The sequence below is a fragment of the Pigmentiphaga daeguensis genome, from assembly GCF_039523035.1.
In the GTDB taxonomy this organism is placed as follows: domain Bacteria; phylum Pseudomonadota; class Gammaproteobacteria; order Burkholderiales; family Burkholderiaceae_B; genus Pigmentiphaga; species Pigmentiphaga daeguensis.
In genome coordinates this window covers 137,416-153,900 of record NZ_BAAAEN010000015.1, presented here as the reverse complement: position 1 = coordinate 153,900, position 16,485 = coordinate 137,416, and the positions used below count along the sequence as shown (strand labels likewise).

At 68.8% G+C, this 16,485-nt stretch carries 16 protein-coding genes and 1 pseudogene; 12 read left to right on the top strand and 5 right to left on the bottom strand.

Features of this window, described 5'->3' with window-relative positions:
• Positions 1 to 86 (bottom strand): annotated as a pseudogene (locus ABD104_RS18810) (zinc-binding alcohol dehydrogenase); the annotation flags it as partial.
• Positions 87 to 222: 136 nt separating this feature from the next.
• On the opposite strand from ABD104_RS18810, the gene ABD104_RS18805 reads away from it, so the two are divergent.
• The 5 genes from ABD104_RS18805 (at position 223) to ABD104_RS18785 (ending at position 4,619) form a co-directional block, all read left to right on the top strand.
• Complete coding sequence (locus ABD104_RS18805) at positions 223 to 1,809, top strand: methyl-accepting chemotaxis protein (RefSeq protein WP_279820725.1); 1,587 nt, start codon at positions 223 to 225, stop codon at positions 1,807 to 1,809.
• Positions 1,810 to 1,915: 106 nt separating this feature from the next.
• On the top strand, positions 1,916 to 3,376 hold the full coding sequence (dacB, locus tag ABD104_RS18800) for a D-alanyl-D-alanine carboxypeptidase/D-alanyl-D-alanine endopeptidase (protein WP_425543349.1): 1,461 nt from the start codon (positions 1,916 to 1,918) through the stop codon (positions 3,374 to 3,376).
• 130 nt (positions 3,377 to 3,506) lie between these two features.
• A complete protein-coding gene (locus ABD104_RS18795; RefSeq protein ID WP_087837964.1) occupies positions 3,507 to 3,818 on the top strand; it encodes an ElaB/YgaM/YqjD family protein in 312 nt (103 codons plus the stop codon).
• A 10-nt stretch (positions 3,819 to 3,828) separates the two neighbouring features.
• Positions 3,829 to 4,242, top strand: a complete 414-nt coding sequence (locus ABD104_RS18790) for a phage holin family protein (RefSeq protein WP_165963159.1) — start codon at positions 3,829 to 3,831, stop codon at positions 4,240 to 4,242.
• Positions 4,239 to 4,619: a hypothetical protein gene (locus ABD104_RS18785; protein WP_087837962.1), complete on the top strand. Its 381-nt coding sequence runs from the start codon at positions 4,239 to 4,241 to the stop codon at positions 4,617 to 4,619. Before ABD104_RS18790 ends, ABD104_RS18785 begins: the two co-directional genes overlap by 4 nt.
• A gap of 21 nt (positions 4,620 to 4,640) precedes the next feature.
• Here ABD104_RS18785 and ubiD read toward each other — a convergent pair whose 3' ends face one another.
• Entirely contained in the window at positions 4,641 to 6,194 is a 1,554-nt protein-coding gene (gene ubiD, locus ABD104_RS18780; RefSeq protein WP_132979826.1) for a 4-hydroxy-3-polyprenylbenzoate decarboxylase, read from the bottom strand.
• 742 nt (positions 6,195 to 6,936) lie between these two features.
• Between ubiD and ABD104_RS18775 the strand changes: the two genes are divergently transcribed.
• On the top strand, positions 6,937 to 7,752 hold the full coding sequence (locus ABD104_RS18775) for a transglycosylase SLT domain-containing protein (protein ID WP_343928019.1): 816 nt from the start codon (positions 6,937 to 6,939) through the stop codon (positions 7,750 to 7,752).
• Between the two features lie 28 nt (positions 7,753 to 7,780).
• Here the strand turns inward: ABD104_RS18775 and ABD104_RS18770 are convergent, their stop codons facing one another.
• The 3 genes from ABD104_RS18770 to ABD104_RS18760 all read right to left on the bottom strand — a co-directional run bounded on the left by ABD104_RS18770 (position 7,781) and on the right by ABD104_RS18760 (position 10,256).
• Entirely contained in the window at positions 7,781 to 8,650 is an 870-nt protein-coding gene (locus ABD104_RS18770; protein ID WP_338616119.1) for a sigma-70 family RNA polymerase sigma factor, read from the bottom strand.
• A complete protein-coding gene (locus tag ABD104_RS18765; RefSeq protein WP_338616118.1) occupies positions 8,647 to 9,015 on the bottom strand; it encodes an antibiotic biosynthesis monooxygenase family protein in 369 nt (122 codons plus the stop codon). Before ABD104_RS18765 ends, ABD104_RS18770 begins: the two co-directional genes overlap by 4 nt.
• A gap of 83 nt (positions 9,016 to 9,098) precedes the next feature.
• Positions 9,099 to 10,256, bottom strand: a complete 1,158-nt coding sequence (locus ABD104_RS18760; RefSeq protein ID WP_343928018.1) for a pyridoxal phosphate-dependent aminotransferase — start codon at positions 10,254 to 10,256, stop codon at positions 9,099 to 9,101.
• Between the two features lie 237 nt (positions 10,257 to 10,493).
• Here ABD104_RS18760 and ABD104_RS18755 point away from each other — a divergent pair, with 237 nt between their 5' ends.
• The 6 genes from ABD104_RS18755 (at position 10,494) to sodC (ending at position 16,475) form a co-directional block, all read left to right on the top strand.
• Positions 10,494 to 11,417, top strand: coding sequence for an FAD-binding protein (locus ABD104_RS18755; protein ID WP_087837955.1), 924 nt, complete (start codon positions 10,494 to 10,496; stop codon positions 11,415 to 11,417).
• 69 nt (positions 11,418 to 11,486) lie between these two features.
• On the top strand, positions 11,487 to 13,808 hold the full coding sequence (locus ABD104_RS18750; protein ID WP_087837989.1) for an NADP-dependent malic enzyme: 2,322 nt from the start codon (positions 11,487 to 11,489) through the stop codon (positions 13,806 to 13,808).
• Positions 13,768 to 15,039: a patatin-like phospholipase family protein gene (locus ABD104_RS18745; RefSeq protein ID WP_243724522.1), complete on the top strand. Its 1,272-nt coding sequence runs from the start codon at positions 13,768 to 13,770 to the stop codon at positions 15,037 to 15,039. The genes ABD104_RS18750 and ABD104_RS18745 overlap by 41 nt, the downstream gene beginning before the upstream one ends.
• 2 nt (positions 15,040 to 15,041) lie before the next feature.
• Complete coding sequence (locus ABD104_RS18740) at positions 15,042 to 15,434, top strand: guanyl-specific ribonuclease (protein WP_087837953.1); 393 nt, start codon at positions 15,042 to 15,044, stop codon at positions 15,432 to 15,434.
• A 3-nt stretch (positions 15,435 to 15,437) separates the two neighbouring features.
• Positions 15,438 to 15,866 carry a barstar family protein gene (locus tag ABD104_RS18735; RefSeq protein WP_087837952.1) on the top strand — a complete coding sequence of 143 codons (429 nt, stop codon included), beginning with the start codon at positions 15,438 to 15,440 and terminating at the stop codon, positions 15,864 to 15,866.
• 81 nt (positions 15,867 to 15,947) lie between these two features.
• Positions 15,948 to 16,475, top strand: a complete 528-nt coding sequence (gene sodC / locus ABD104_RS18730) for a superoxide dismutase [Cu-Zn] SodC (protein WP_279820751.1) — start codon at positions 15,948 to 15,950, stop codon at positions 16,473 to 16,475.
• Positions 16,476 to 16,485: the final 10 nt, after the last annotated feature.

Here is a 16,485-nt window from a genome sequence, read left to right as displayed (position 1 = left end):
TCGCCGGCGCGCGGACCTTCCAGGTCCACTTCTTCGATGGTCAGGGGCGCGCCTGCCTTCCAGGCGATCGCGGCTTTGGTCTTCATGGGCTGCTCCTAGGCTATCGAGGGGATGCACCCGCGATTGTAGTGGGACCGACGAGGGGCCCGCGGGCAAATTGTCCTAAAGTCCGGCCGCCTTGCTGCCGTCAACCGTCATGAGTCGTTGTCCACACCAAGAGTCATGCGCAAGAATCTGCCCGTCACGTCGCTCGAGCGCTTCGTCGAGAAAAGCCGCCCCGTGGTGACCACCACCGACCTGAAGGGGCGCATCACCTATGCGAACCCCGCGTTCATCGAAGTCAGCGGCTTCTCGCGCGAAGAGCTCATCGGCCAGCCCCACAACATCGTCCGGCATCCCGACATGCCGCCCGAGGCCTTCGCCGATCTCTGGCAGACGATCAAGCGCGGCCAGCCGTGGCGGGCGCTGGTCAAGAACCGCTGCAAGGACGGCGGCTTCTACTGGGTCGAGGCCTATGTCACGCCGCTGTACGAGAACGGCAGGCACGTCGGCTACATGTCGGTGCGCAACGCGCCCGACCGCGCCGAGGTGGCTGCCGCCCAGGCCCTGCATGCCGACGTGTCGGCGGGCAAGGCGAAGTTTCCCGCCACCCCGCGTCCGCGCTGGTGGCATGCCCCCACCCCCTGGGGCGCGGGCGTGGCGGTGCTGTCGCTGGGCATGGCGCTGGGAGCCTGGCTGCTGCCGCACTGGGGCTGGATGCTGGGCCAGGCGGCGGTCGTGGGCGCAGCCGCGGCGGCATGGCGGTACCGGGTCTGGGCGCCGCTGCGCCGCGTCGACCGCACGCTGGCCGCGATGGGCGAGGGCATGCTGTCGGTCGCCGTGGAGGGCCGCCACCAGTTCGACCTGGGCGGCCTGCCCATGCGCATCGAATCGACCCGCATCCACCTGCGCTCCACGCTGTGCGACGTGCTGCAGGTCGCGCAGGCCGTGGACGGCAACGCCGACCGCGTCAACGGCGAGATCGCCGCGATCCGCCAGGTCATCGACGAGCAGCGCGACCGCCTGACCCGCATCGCCGCCGCGGTCGAGCAGATGAGCGTGGCCATCCGCGAGGCCTCGCAGCACACCGGCACGGCCTTGTCCCTGTCGGAATCGGCCTTGAGCGAAGTCGACACGGCCGAGGCCAAGATCGGCGACTCGGTGCGCGGCACGGACTCGGTGGCCGAGGCCGTGGGCCGCACCAACGAACAGATAGGCTCGCTGCACGACCTGGTCTCGACCATTTCCGGCGTGACGCAGGCCATCAGCGAGATCGCCAACCAGACCCGCCTGCTGTCGCTGAACGCGGCCATCGAAGCCGCCCGCGCGGGCGAGAACGGCCGGGGCTTCGGCGTCGTGGCCGAGGAAGTGCGCACCCTGTCCGACCGCACCGCCGGCAGCACGGGCGACATCGGCCACGCGCTGCAGGCCATCACCCGTTTCGCCACCGAAACCTCGACCTCCATGCAGGAGGCCGTGGCATCGGTGCAGTACAGCGGCGAGCAGATCCGCGAGAGCGCCGGTTTCTTCGAACGCGTGCGCCGCTCGTCGTCGCTGGTGGTGGAGCGGGCGCGCGACATTTCCGGCATGCTGCAGCAGCAGTCGGCGGCGTCGCAGGAAGTGGCCGACAGCATGGAAGGCATCTCGGGCGAAGTCGAGCGCACTTCCGCCTCGGTGGCCTCCCTGGCCCAGGCCACCGAGGCGCTCAAGGGCACGGTGGGCGACATGCGCCAGTTGCTGGTGCGCTACGAGGCCTCGCTCCATCAGTGAGCCGCTTGCCGGCGGCCCAGCCGGGAACCGCTATGCTCTAGCCTGTTCGAATCACGGTACGGGAATCAGGGAGCGGGCGTTGTTGCAGAATGGCGTGCAAGCCGGCGTGGCCGAGAGCCGGCGCGGAAGGGGATGTGCCGGGGGAGCGCCCGGCGGGTGGATCCGGGCCGCGGCGGCGCTGCTCGCCTGCCTGGCAGTGGCCACGGCGCGGGCGCAGGCCCTGCCCGCGGAACTGTCGGAGGCCTGGGCCGCCACCGGGTTGCCCGAGAGCGCGCTGTCGGTGGTGGTCGAACCGGTGGACGGTCCGCGCATGGTCTCGGTCAACGCGGGACAGCCGCGCAACCCCGCTTCGGTCATGAAGCTGGTGACTACCTTCGCCGCCCTGGACAGCCTGGGTCCCGCCTACGTCTGGCGCACCCAGTTGCTGGTGGAGCCGGGCACCACCATCTCGTCCGACGGCGCCTTGTCCGGTCCCCTGTACCTGCGCGCCAGCGGCGATCCCTTCTTCAAGCTGGAAGACCTCTGGCAGTTGCTGCGCGAGCTGCGCGTGCGCGGCGTGCGCAAGATACCGGAGCTGGTCGTGGACCGCTCGGTATTCGGGCCGGTGGCCATCGACCCCGGTGCCTTCGACGGCGATCCCTCGCGGCCCTACAACGCCAGCCCCGACGCCTGGATGGTGGGGTTCGGCGCGGTGCGCCTGCTGTTCACGCCGGACCTGCGCGGCCGGCACTGGCGGGTGACCGTGGATCCCCCCCTGCCCGGGGTCAAGGTCGAGGGCGGACTGAAATGGTCGGACAACCCGTGCCCCGGTTCGCCGGTGGTGCAGACCGAGCCGTTCCTGACCTCCTCGGGCGTGTCGCTGCGGGTGGCCGGAACCGTGTCGGGGGGCTGCGGCGAGTTCAGCCTGTACCGGCTGGCGCTGTCCCAGCCGCGGCATGCCGAGGCCGTCTTTCGCGTGTTGTGGCAGGAAATGGGCGGCAGCCTGGCGGGCCGGATACGCGAGGGCAACGTGCCGGGCGACGCCGTGCTGTTCGCCACGCATGATTCGCCTCCGCTGGCCGAGGTGGTGCGCCATATCAACAAGCAGAGCAACAACGTCATGGCGCGCCTGTTGCTGCTGACGCTGGGCGCCGCCTACGAGCCGGGCCCGGCCACCGTGGCCAGCGGCGATCGCGCGGTCGACGGGATCCTTGCGGCGCGCGGCCTGAGGCTGCCCGAGCTGGTGCTGGACAACGGCTCGGGACTGTCCCGCGACGGCCGGATCTCGGCGGACAGCCTGGCGCGCCTGCTGGCCGCCGCGTGGCGGTCGCCCGTCATGCCGGAGTTCGTTTCGTCGCTGGCCATCTCCGGCACGGATGGAACCGTCAGGCGCCGCATGCGCGATTCCGACGCCGCCGGGCTGGCCCACTTGAAGAGCGGGTCGCTGCGCGACGTGCGGGCGCTGGCGGGCTATGTGCTGTCGGCGAGCGGGCGCCGCTATCTGGTGGTCAGCGTCGTCAACGACGAACGCGCGCAGCAGGCCAACGGCTTCAACGACAGGCTCATCGCCTGGCTGGTCAACCAGTGATGCAGGATGCAAGCGCCCGGTTGCAGGTGTTACCCGATGCTGCCCTTCGGATGCAAGGGTTCCGGTATGCGGGGGCGGCTGCTATCATCGGAGCGTCCAATCGTAAAAACAACGCAGGGAGCGCAACACGATGACTACCAGCACCGCAGGCAAAGAAAAACTCATCTCGGACGTCAAGGTCGTGCTCAATGACGCGGAAGACCTGCTCAAGCAGGCGGCTTCCAGCACCGGCGACCGCGCGGTCGAACTTCGCGAGCGTGCCCTGACTTCCCTCAAGCGGGCGCGCGAGAAGCTCCTGGACGTCCAGGACTCCATGCTGGAGCGCAGCAAGGCGGCCGCCCGCGCCACCGACGATTTCGTGCACGACAATCCCTGGCGCGCCATCGGCGTGGCCGCGGCGGTCGGCTTCCTGGCCGGCCTGCTGGTCAACAGCCGCCGCTGATCCGCGCAGCGTGTCCGCGTCGCCGCATCTGCTGAGTTCGCTCCGGGCGCTGGCTGCCACGTCCATCGGCATCCTGCGCACCCGGCTCGAGCTCGTCGCCATCGAGCTGGCCGAGGAAAAATCGCGCCTGCTGGGCATGGTGCTGGTCGCCCTGGCGGCCTTGCTGTGCCTGACTCTCGGCTTGATGATGTTCTCGTTCCTGATCGTCGTGGTGTTCTGGGATACCGAGTACCGGCACCTGGCCATCGCGCTGGTCGGGGCGGCCTATCTGCTGGTCGGCCTCATCATGCTGATCATGGTGCGCCGGCAGGCCGTCCATGCGCCCCTGGTGTTCGAGGACACCCTGGCCGAGCTCCAGCGTGACCGCGACATGCTCGCCGCGGTCGCCGAGTCCGATTCCGACAGCCGCCGGGGGCCGCGATGAGCAGCCGGCGCAAGGCACGCGAGGCGGGCGACATCGAAGCCCGCAGGGAATTGCTGCTGGCTCGTTCGTCCATCGAACGCATGGAGCTGGCGGCTCATCTGCACCAGATCAAGGAAGCCGTGACGCCGGGGCAGGTGCTCAAGTCGGTCCTGCCCAGCCTGGGCGGCAGCGGCGGCATGGCCGCCGCCATGCAGGCCTGGCGCTTTCTGCGGCGCTACCCGATCGTGTCGTCGGCCGCCTCGATGGTGCTGGCCCGCGTGCGGCTGGGCGGCGTCTTCCGGCTGCTGAAGCTGGGCGGCGGTGCGCTGGCCGCCTACCAGGCCTACAAGCTCTGGCGGGCCATCAAGGAAGACCGTAGCCGGCCCGATCCGCGCTAGGGCCGGATGGGGCCGCCGGGTTCACCCGGGCAGCCCCAGTTCCTGCCACAGGCCGTCCACCCGTTTCTTCACATCCGCATCCATCACGATGGGGCGCCCCCATTCCCGGTCGGTCTCGCCCGGCCACTTGTTGGTGGCGTCCAGGCCCATCTTGCCGCCCAGGCCCGAGACCGGCGAGGCGAAGTCCAGGTAATCGATGGGCGTGCGGTCGGCCAGCAGGGTATCGCGCACCGGATCCATCCGCGTCGTGATCGCCCAGACCACCTCCTGCCAGTTGCGCACGTCGATGTCCTCGTCCACCACCACGATGAACTTGGTATACATGAACTGGCGCAGCACGCTCCAGATGCCGAACATCACGCGCTTGGCGTGGCCGGGGTATTGCTTGCGCATCGAGACGATGGCCAGCCGGTAGCTGCATCCCTCGGGCGGCAGGTAGAAATCGACGATTTCCGGCAGTTGCCGGCGCAGCAGGGGGGTGAAGACCTCGTTCAGGGCGACGCCCAGCACGGCGGGCTCGTCGGGCGGCTTGCCCGTATAGGTGGAGTGGTAGATGGCATCGCGCCGCATGGTGATGCGATCGACGGTGAACACCGGGAACCAGTCCTGTTCGTTGTAATAGCCGGTGTGGTCGCCGTAGGGGCCCTCCAGCGCCATCTCGTAGCCGTTGTCGGGCGGAGCCGCGACGCCGGGCGCCGGGACGGGGGCGATCGCCCGCGGGTCGGAGGAGGGAAGCAGATGGCCTTCCAGCACGATTTCGGCCGAGGCAGGAACGGACAGCGCGCTGCCCACGCAGCGGACCACCTCGGTGCGGCCGCCGCGCAGCAGGCCGGCGAACTGGTATTCGGACAAGGCATCGGGCACCGGCGTCACCGCGCCCAGGATGGTGGCGGGGTCGGCGCCCAGGGCGACGGCGACCGGGAACGGCTGTCCGGGGTGGGCCAGCATGTGCTCGCGGAAGTCCAGCGCGCCTCCCCGGTGCGACAGCCACCGCATGATGAGCTTGTTGCGTCCGATGGGCTGCTGGCGATAGATGCCCAGGTTCTGGCGCTTGCGGTTCGGCCCGCGGGTGACGACCAGCCCCCAGGACAGCAGCGGGGCGACGTCGCCGGGCCAGCAATGCTGGATGGGCAGGCGTCCGAGGTCGACGTCGTCCCCTTCGAGCACGATTTCCTGGCAGGGGGCGCCCCGGACTTCGCGCGGCGCCATGTCCCACAGGGCGGATTTCAGCATCGCGACCTTGCCTAGCGCGTCGCGCAGGCCGCGCGGCGGCTCGGGCTCGCGCAGCGAGGCCAGCAGTTCGCCCACGTCGCGCAGGGCGCCCACGTCCTCGGCGCCCATGCCCAGCGCGACCCGGCGGGCGGTGCCGAACAGGTTGGCCAGTACCGGCATGTCGGCCTTGCCGCGGCCGGGCTGCCGGGCGTTCTCGAACAGCAGGGCCGGTCCGCCGGCGCGCAACACGCGGTCGCAGATCTCGGTGATCTCGAGATGGGTCGACACGGCGGCCGGGATGCGCTTGAGCTCGCCCCGCGCTTCGAGTTGGCGCAGGAAGTCTCGGAGGTCGCGGTATTTCACGGGCGGAGCACCTTGATGGGGAAGGCTGGGGGAGGGGTCACTTTAACCCGCCGTGCCGATCGAGGCGTTCGGGGCGCGGATCCCGTGATCAGGGCCACGGCGGCGTGAAACAGGGCGGTCGAGACAAATTTTACATATGTTTCTGAATCTGATTCGGTCACAGCGATAGTGTATGCTCACTTTTATCTATCTTTCCATATACGGTCGGATAGGAACCGATAGAAAATCCCAATGATCACGATTGTCCACCGGATGCACCGAAATGGTGAATTTTTACGGTTGACCACATCAAATCGCATTTCTACAATCCGCCAACTTTCAGCGTGTGCCCGGTGCCGTCGTCCTGATCGCCGCCCCGAGTGGGGCCGGACAAGACCACCGGGCTGCTTAACGGGCCATCGGGCGCCCACCATACTGGAGTTCTCTTAGCGGCGCGAACGCGCCCTCTGCCCGAAACAGGCATGGTCCCGAGCTATCTCTGCGGTAGCGACCATGCAGGTGTGCCGCCAGTCGTCCTGACAGCGGCGCGATGTGCAGCCAAGCAGGTTGTGGCCTCGATGTCCGGAGTCGTATCTCGATCGCTTCCGGATGCTGTGTTTTTGTGGCCCGCCGTTGCAAGGAGGTAAGTATGCCCGACGCGCAGTCGAGCTCGTCGACGGAGCAGCCCGACCCCCGGCCTCGACCCGGAGTCACGGATTGGTGCCGCTCCATCAATAGTTATGTAGGCCTGGCCGTGCTCGCCATGGCCGCCGTAGTATGGTCCGTTCCTGGTCTGCGTGACCAGGCTTCGCAATTCACCGCATTCAACGGTGTCGATGCGCCTGTGGCCGAGCCGGCCCAGGTCGATGTCGCCTCCGCCGTCGCCGCGGCGGCCGCCGTTGCGGCCGTGGCCGACAACGTACAGCCGCACGCCCAGGCGACCTCTTTCCTGGGCTCGGTGGCCAGCAATGCCGTCAAGCCGGCGCCGAAGCCGCACGCGACCAAGGTATCGGCCGTGCAGGCCGAGTCCCTGGGCCGCTATATCGCGCGCAAGTACCGAGTCTCGAATGAGGCCACCCGCATGCTGATTTCCACCGCCTATGGCGTGGGACAGGAAATGGGCCTGGATCCGTTGTTGCTCCTGGCGATCATCGCCATCGAGTCCAGCTTCAATCCCTTCGCCGAAAGCCATGTCGGCGCGCAGGGCCTGATGCAGGTCCTGACCCGGGTCCACACCGAACGGTTCGAACCGTTCGGCGGCAGCCAGGCTGCCTGGAACCCGGTGGCCAACATCCGTGTCGGCGCCTCGATCCTGAAGGAATACATCGAGCGTGGCGGTTCGCTGACGGCCGGCCTGCGCATGTATGTGGGCGTGGGTCCCGACGGCACCAGCCCGTACGGCGACAGGGTCCTGGCCGAACGCCGCCGCCTGGCTTCGGCCGCGGGCGTCAACGCCGACCTGCCGGGCGCCGCGCCGGCACGCTCGGCGTCCGCCAAGCCCATGCCCATCCCCACCGATCCGTCCTCGGAAGCGGTGTCGGTCAAGAACGCCGAGCCGGGTTCTCCCGCGGTCATGTAGGCCGGTTCCGGGCGGCGTCCCGCCGGCCTTACCGGCCGGGCGCGGCATTCAGGTGCCGCAACTTGTCCGGATTGCGCGTGACGTAGATCGCCGCCACCTTGCCTCTCTCGATCTGCAAAGCCGTCGCCTGCAGGACTCCTCCTCCCTCGATCGTGATGAAACCGGGCAGGCCATCCAGCATGGCGTGCCTGATCAGCACCGAGGGCGCGTGGACGAACTCACGTGCCATCCGTGCATGCCTTTCCAGGACGGCGGCCAAGCCGAGCACGGGATGCGGCGTGGCGGGCACTTTGCCCCCGCCGTCGGCATAGGCGGCCACGTCGTCCGCCAAGAGCGAGCGCAAACTCTCCATGTCGCCGTCGCGAGATGCGGCGAAGAACGCCGCCGCGAGCTTCATGCCCTGTTCCCGCGTGGCCGGAAAGCGCGGCCGCGCGGCATGTACATGGTCGCGCGCACGGCTGGCCAGTTTCCTGCATGCCGCGGCTTCGCGTCCGATGGCGTCGGACACTTCCCGGAAATCCATGCCGAAGACATCGTGCAGCAGAAAGGCGGCCCGCTCCAGGGGCGACAGGCGCTCGAGCGCCAGCATCAGGGGCAGGGTGAGGTCGTCGGCATAGGTCTCGTGCGTGTCCACGACAGGTTCCGGCAACCATGGGCCGACGTAGGTCTCGCGCCTGCGGCGAGCGGATTTCAGCTCGTTCAGGCACAGGCGCGTGACGATCGTATGCAGCAGGGCCGCCGGCTGGCGGACCGCGTCGCGATCGGCGGCCTGCCAGCGCAGATAGGCGTCCTGGACCACGTCCTCCGCGTCCGCCACTGAACCGAGCATCCGGTAAGCCAGCCGGACCAGACGGGGGCGCAACTGCGGCCACAGGACGTTATCCGGGATCGTGCTCATTTCTCCGGCGCTCCCGCCGCCGATCGGGGCGCCGCGTGGACAGTGTCGACCACATAGAGTCCCGGCGCCACTGTCTTCGCCAAGCTGGCGAATCGCTGGAGCTGTGCCTGGGTCTCGGGCTGCTTCATGAAGCGATCAAAATGCTCCTTCGAAGCCCATTGGGCATAGTTCGCCACTCGCCGGCCGTCCAGACTACGGTGTATACAGACCGACAGGAAGCCCGGCTGGTGCCGGACGGTGCGCTCGGTGGCTTCGGCCAGGGTCCGCGCCAGTTTGTCCTGTTTGCCGGGCTCGACTTCGTAGACATTGATCAGGGTGAGGCACGCGGCCTCGGGGGCGATGGTTGCGACTGCGGGAAAGGCCATGGTCGTCTCCTTGGGACATTGTCATTGGGACAGACATGACAAGGCAGGAGAAGGGAATGTGACATGCCGCGCAGACGGGCGCGCTACCCCAGCAGCCGCTCCATGCGCGCCACGCCTTCCTGCAGCCGCGCCATGTCGGTGGCATAGGAGAAGCGCAGGTAGGACGCGGTCTCGGCGGTGCCGAAATCGCGTCCCGGCACCGTGCATACCCCGGCCTCGTGCAGCAGGCGCGTGGCGAAGGCCGCGCTGTCGGCCGCATGGGCGCGTATGTCGCTATATATATAGAAGGCGCCGTCCGGCTGGACCGGCACCGTCAGCCCCAGCCGTTCGAATTCGGGCAGGAGGTAGTCGCGCCGCTGGCGGAAGGCTTCCCGGCGCGCTTCGAAGATCTCGAGCGATTCGGGGTGGAAGCACGCGATCGCCGCGTGCTGGGCCAGCGTGGACGGGCAGATGACCAGGTTCTGCGCGAGTTTCTCGAATACCGAGATCAGTTGCGGCGGCACCACCAGCCAGCCCAGCCGCCATCCGGTCATGTGGAAATACTTCGAGAAGCTGTTGACGATGATGAGGTCGTCGCCCAGCGCCAGCGCCGACCGGCGGTCGCCCTCGTAGCTCAGGCCCAAGTAGATCTCGTCGACGATGGTGAAGCCCTGGCGGCCGCGCACCTCGCGGACCAGTCCGGCCAGCGCGTCCGGCGCGATGGACGTGCCGGTGGGGTTGCCGGGCGAGGCCACGATCACGCCCGCGGTGCGGGGCGTCCAGTGGCGCCTGATGTGCTCGGCGGAAAGCTGGAAGCGGTCGGCGGGGCCGGCGGGGATCAGCACGGGCTCGCCGCCGGCCGCGGTCACGATGTGGCGGTTGGCCGGATAGGTCGGGTCGGGCATCAGCACCTGGGCGCCGGCGTCGACCAGGGCGGTGCAGGCCAACAGCAGCGCGCCCGAGGCGCCTGCGGTCACGATGATCCGGGCCGGATCCACGGCCACGCCGAAGCGCGTCCGGTAGAAGCCGGCGATCGCCTCGCGCAGGGGAGCGATGCCGACCGCCTCGGTATATTGGGTCCGGCCTTCGCGCGCCGTGCGTTCCAGTGCTTGGACCACGGCCGGGACGGCGGTGAAGTCGGGCTCGCCTATGCTCATCTGCACGATGTCGCGGCCCTCGGCCTGCAGGGCCGCCGCCTGCTTGACGACCTCCATGGCGTAGAAGGGGGCGATGCGGGCGATGCGGGGAGAGAGGCGAAGCATGGTGGTCGGACGGGAAACGATCGAAAGGACGCCGCCGCGGGCGCGGCGCGATGGAAGCTCCAAACCATTCATGATACGCCGCGCCGCGGCCGGCGCGGATGGCCGCTCGGCCGCCCGCGCCGTTACAATGACCGGCATGGCACCGCTCGTCCCGTTACGTCACCTCCCTGGCCGGACCTTTCCGCCTCCCGGGCCCGAAGGCCGGTACGGCCTTCTTCCCGGCACGGAGCCCTTGCCATGAAACCCGGCCGCCGCGCGTTCTTCCTGCCCCGCATGCTTTCCGATTCGCCCTGGCCGGCCTTCTGCCAGCGCCTGGCGCGCATGGCCCGCGGCCAGGTCAGCGACGAGACGCCGCAGGCCGGTGCCCCCGGGCGGGCGCGCCTGGTGGTGGCCCGGGAAGAGGACGTCTATCACGCCGCCGCGCTGTGCCGCGAATTCGGCGTGCTGCTGGTGCAGCCCGGCGCGCGGGAGGCCGCCTTGCCCGCGGAGCGCGGCTGGCTGCGGCTGGATACTTCGCAACTGGCGGCGATCGAAGCCTTCGACGAGCGCTCGGGTACCATCGTGGTGCAGGCCGGCTGTCCCATGGGCGCGCTGCGCGAGCGGCTGGCGGGAACGCCATGGCGCTGGCACGCGGGCGCCGATCTCGAACCGGTCGGGGCCTGGCTGCTGCGAACCCGCGGCTGGCTGCCGGGCCGCTGCCGGGATTCCGGCCTGGAGGCCGCCCAGGTATTGCTGGCCGATGGCGCATTCGAACAATTGGGCCCTTTCGGGGCCGAATCGACCCAGCCGCTTCGCTCCACGTCGGCCAGCCGTCTCGTGTCCGACCTGTTCCAGCTGGCTTCCGACTCCGCCGTGGCGGCGATGCTGGAGCTGCCGGTCTGGCCGGCCGGCTACCGGATCGATGCCCTCGTGCCGCGTGCCGCCACGGGCGGCGAGCCGGTGCCCAACCCCGCGCACTTCCTGCTGGGCAGCGAAGGCACCCTGGCCTGGGCGGGGCGGTTCCGGCTGCGTCTGCGCGATGCCGGGGAAGCGCCCCCGGTGCTGTCCGTCCAGGAGCGCGAAGACCGCGCTTCGGGCCGGGAAACCCCGGCCGACCGGCTCGATGCCATGGTCAAGGCCACGTTCGACGCGGGCGGTGTTTTCCCGTCGTCGGTTGTCTAACCCGTGCCGGGAGCGGATAATCCGCACCTCGCATAACTTCGTGTGACCGCCCTGCGGGCGTTATTTTTCATGGCTCAACCCCTCGACCCCAACCTGCGCAAGGCCGCTCTCGAATATCACGAGTACGGCCGTCCGGGCAAGATTTCCATTGCCCCGACCAAGCAACTCGTCAACCAGCGCGACCTGGCGCTGGCCTATTCTCCGGGGGTAGCGGCGGCGTGCGAAGCCATCGTCGACGACCCCGCGGCCGCGTTCCGCTACACCGCGCGCGGCAACCTGGTGGGGGTGATCTCCAACGGCACGGCGGTGCTGGGCCTGGGAGCGATCGGGGCGCTGGCGTCCAAGCCGGTCATGGAAGGCAAGGCGGTCCTGTTCAAGAAATTCGCCGGCATCGACGTGTTCGACATCGAGGTCAACGAGACCGACCCCGACAAGCTGGTCGACATCATCGCGGCGCTCGAGCCGACGTTCGGCGGCATCAACCTGGAAGACATCAAGGCGCCGGAGTGCTTCGCGGTCGAACGCAAGGCCCGTCAGCGCATGAACATCCCCGTGTTCCACGACGACCAGCACGGCACGGCCATCACCGTGGCGGCCGCCGTGCTGAACGGCCTGGCCGTGGTCGGCAAGAAGATCGACGAGGTCAAGCTGGTTGCGTCGGGCGCGGGCGCCGCGGCGCTGGCCTGCCTGAACCTGCTGGTGGACCTCGGCCTGCCGCTGGCCAATGTCTGGGTGACCGACATCGAGGGCGTGGTCTGGAAGGGACGCACCACGCTGATGGACCCCGACAAGGAGCGTTTCTCGCAGGATACCGACAAGCGCACGCTGGGCGAGGTGATCGAGGGCGCCGACGTGTTCCTGGGCCTGTCCGCCGGCGGCGTGCTCAAGCCCGAGATGGTGGCGGCCATGGCCAAGCGGCCGCTGATCCTGGCGCTGGCCAACCCCACGCCGGAGATCCTGCCCGAGGTCGTGAAGTCGGTGCGCGACGACGCCGTCATCGCCACCGGCCGTTCGGACTATCCGAACCAGGTCAACAACGTGCTGTGTTTCCCCTACATCTTCCGGGGCGCCCTGGACGTGGGCGCGACCACCATTACGCGCGAGATGGAAATCGCCACCGTGCATGCGATCGCCGAACTGGCGCGCCAGGAACAGAGCGAGATCGTCGCCGCGGCCTATGACGTGTCCGATCTCGCGTTCGGCCCGGAATACCTGATTCCCAAGCCTTTCGATCCGCGCCTGATCGTGCGCATTGCGCCCGCCGTGGCGCGCGCCGCCATGGACTCCGGCGTCGCCACGCGGCCGATCGCCGACATGGATGCCTACGTCGAGCAACTGCAGCAGTTCGTCTATCACTCCGGCGCCTTCATGCGTCCGCTGTACGGCGCGGCGCGCCGCACGGTGCGCGAGGGCGGCAAGGCCCGCATCGTCTACACCGAGGGCGAGGACGAGCGCGTGCTGCGCGCGGTGCAGGCGGTGGTGGACGACGGCCTGGCCCGTCCCATACTGGTCGGCCGTCCGGCGGTGCTGGCCAAGCGCATCGAGAAGCTGGGCCTGCGGATGCGCCTGGGCCAGGACGTCGAGGTCACCAACACCGAGTTCGACGAGCGCCACCGCAACTATTCCCAGACCTACTGGGAAATGACCAAGCGCAAGGGCATCACCAAGGAATACGCGAAGATCGAGATGCGCCGGCGCCTGACGCTGATCGGCGCGATGATGGTCCACCAGGGCGACGCCGACGGCATGATCTGCGGCACGGTCGGTCCCTACGGCAATCACCTGCAGTTCGTCGACGAGGTCATCGGCCGCAACCCCAGCGCCAAGGTCTACGCCGCGATGAACTTCCTCGTGCTGCCGCAGCGCACGGTGGTGCTGGTCGATACGCACGTGAACGAGAATCCCGATGCCGACCAGCTGGCCGAGATCACCATCATGGCGGCCGAGGAAATGAAGCGCCTGGGCGTCGAGCCCAAGGCCGCGCTGCTGTCGCACTCGAACTTCGGCTCCAGCGATTCGCCGTCGGCGGTCAAGATGCGCCAGGCGCTGGCGCTGATCCAGGAGCGCGCGCCGTGGCTGGAAGTGGACGGCGAGATGCACGGCGACTGCGCCATCGACGAGGCGATCCGCAACCGCATCATGCCGGACAGCGCGCTCAAGGGCGAAGCCAACCTGCTGGTGTGCCCCACCATCGAGTCGGCCAACATTGCCTACAACCTGCTGAAGACGGCGGCCGGCAACAACGTGGCCATCGGTCCCATCCTGCTCGGCTGCAAGGCCCCGGTCAACATCCTGACCGCCAGTTCGACGGTGCGCCGCATCATCAACATGACCGCGCTGACGGTCATGGATGCCAACGCCTCGCGCCTGGATGGCAGCGGCGGACGTTGATCCCGCAGCGGGGGCCGCGCGTGCGGCTCCCACCGTGCCGGTGCTGCGGCCCGCATGCACCGGCCTCGTGCTTGCCGGCGGCGGCGCCCGGGCGGCCTACCAGGTAGGTGTGCTCAAGGCCATCGTCCGCATCCTGGGCGAGCGTCCCGGCGGCCTGCACGCCAATCCCTTCCATGTCCTGTGCGGCACGTCGGCCGGTGCCATCAACGCCGCCGTGCTGGCCTGCGGCGCCCATCACCTGCAGCAGACGATCGAGCACATGCTGGACGTCTGGGAGAATTTCCACGCCGACCAGGTCTACCGGACCGATGCGCTGCGCACCGTGCGCGGCGGGGGAAGCTGGCTGTCCATGCTTTCGTTCGCGCTGATGATGGCCCGCGTGGGCCGCAGCCAGCAGCCCGCGCTGTTGGACAACCAGCCGCTGGGCGAACTGCTGCGCGGCGTGCTGGACTTCGGGCGGCTGGACGCCAACCTGGCCGACGGCGTGGTCCAGGCGCTGGCCATCGCCGCTACCGGCTATACCTCGGGCCAGCACATCACCTTCTACCAGTCTGCCTACGAGATCGAGCCGTGGCGCCGTTCCCTGCGCGTGGCGGTGCGGGCCGAAATCGGCGTCGAGCATCTGCTGGCGTCCAGCGCGATCCCGTTCGTGTTTCCTGCCCGCCGGCTGCTGGTGCATGGAGAGCCCGAGTGGTGCGGCGATGGTTCCATGCGGCAGCTTGCTCCCATCAGCCCCGCGATCCACCTGGGCGCCGGCCGCGTGCTGATCATCAGCGGCGGCCATTCCGAGGCGGATCCCCGGCGCAGGGCGGGGGCGGCCACCTACCCGACGCTGGCGCAGATCGGCGGCCACGCTTTGTCCAACATCTTCCTGGACAGCCTGGACGCCGACATCGAACGCATCCAGCGCATCAACCAGACCCTGTTGCGGCTGCCGGCCGGGGAGCGCTGGAGCGGCGCGCTGCGTCCCATACGCGTGCTATCGATATCTCCCAGCCAGCGCCTGGACGAGATCGCCGGCCGCCACCTGGACAGCCTGCCTGCGGCGATGCGCACGCTGCTGCGCGGCATGGGCGTCTCGTCCGGCCCCGATACCCTGACGGGCGCTTCCCTGGCGTCCTACCTGCTGTTCGAGCCCGGCTACACGCGTGAGTTGATCGCCCTGGGGTTTGGCGATACGCTCATCCGCAGCGACGAGGTGCTGGCATTCTTCCGTACCGACGAGGAATAGCGATGTCTTGGACACTAGGCCGTTTCCTGCGCGGATTCACGATCGTGCTGTTGTGGCTGGCGCTGGGGGCTGGCGCATGGGCCCGAGGCCCCGTGCCCGGCACGATCGACGCGCGCGACCTGCCGCCGGAGGCGCGCCAGGTGCTGGCGCAGATCCGGCAGGGCGGGCCGTTCCGCCACGCCCGCGACGGCGTGACGTTTTATAACCGCGAACGCCTTTTGCCCGTGCGGGCGCGTGGGTACTATACCGAGTACACCGTCCCCACGCCCGGTGCGCGCAACCGCGGCGCGCGGCGCATCGTCGCCGGCAAGGGCGACACGGGCGATCCCGCCACCAGCGGAGAGTACTGGTATACCGCCGATCACTACGCGTCGTTTCGGCGCATCCAGGAGTGATCCATGTCCTCGAATGCGAGAAACCTGAACGAATGCCTCAAGTCCGGCGGTGCGCTGGCCGGTCCGGACCTCGACGTGAAGGCCTTGCTCCAGGCCGCGCGGCACTTGAAGCTGGCCGTCTACGAGGTCGATTGTTCGCGGGCCAAGAGCAAGTCCGCCGTGCTGCGGGCAATCGCCAACGCGGTCGATTTCCCCGAGCATTTCGGCGGCAATCTCGATGCCTTGTACGACTGCCTGTGCGACACGGTGCTCGATCAGCCGGCCGGCATGGTGCTGGCGCTGCGCCAGCTGCACCAGGACGATCCCGGCCTGTCCGAGCACGCGGCGGCCATCGCCCAGGTAGGCGAGGACGTGGTCGAGTTCGCGCGCGAGAACGGCAAGGCCTTCACCTTCGTCCTGGACAAGGCCGACGGGGCGGTTGCGCCGGCCTAGGCTGGGCGGCGCGGCTGTCCGCCGGACTTGCCCATGCGGGGTGGCGCCATTCGTTTGTCCATGACGAGGTAAGGAGGATCCATGAAACGCCACATTGCGGCAATGCTGTTCCTGGGAACGTCCACGCTCTGCGCGCCGGCCCTGGCCGACCTTTCCATTCCGATGACCACCGTGGACGCCCAGGGCAAGGGGCAGGACATCGGCAAGGTCACGGTCAAGGAAACGCCCTACGGCCTGGTGTTCACGCCGGCGCTGACCGGTCTCGCGCCGGGCCTGCACGGCTTCCACGTCCACCAGAATCCCAGTTGCGACCCCGGCCAGCAGGACGGCAAGCCGGTGGCCGCGCTGGCGGCGGGCGGCCACTACGATCCGAAGAAAACCGGCAAGCACGGCGAACCCTGGGACGATGGCGGCCACCTGGGCGACCTGCCGGCGCTGTACGTGGATGCCAACGGCAAGGCGGACTATCCGGTGCTGGCACCCAAGCTGAAGAAGCTGTCGGAGGTGCAGGGCCACGCGTTGATGGTGCACCAGGGCGGCGACAACCATGCGGACCACCCCATGCCGCTGGGCGGCGGCGGTACCCGCATGGCTTGCGGCGTGATCTGACGGGGCTCGC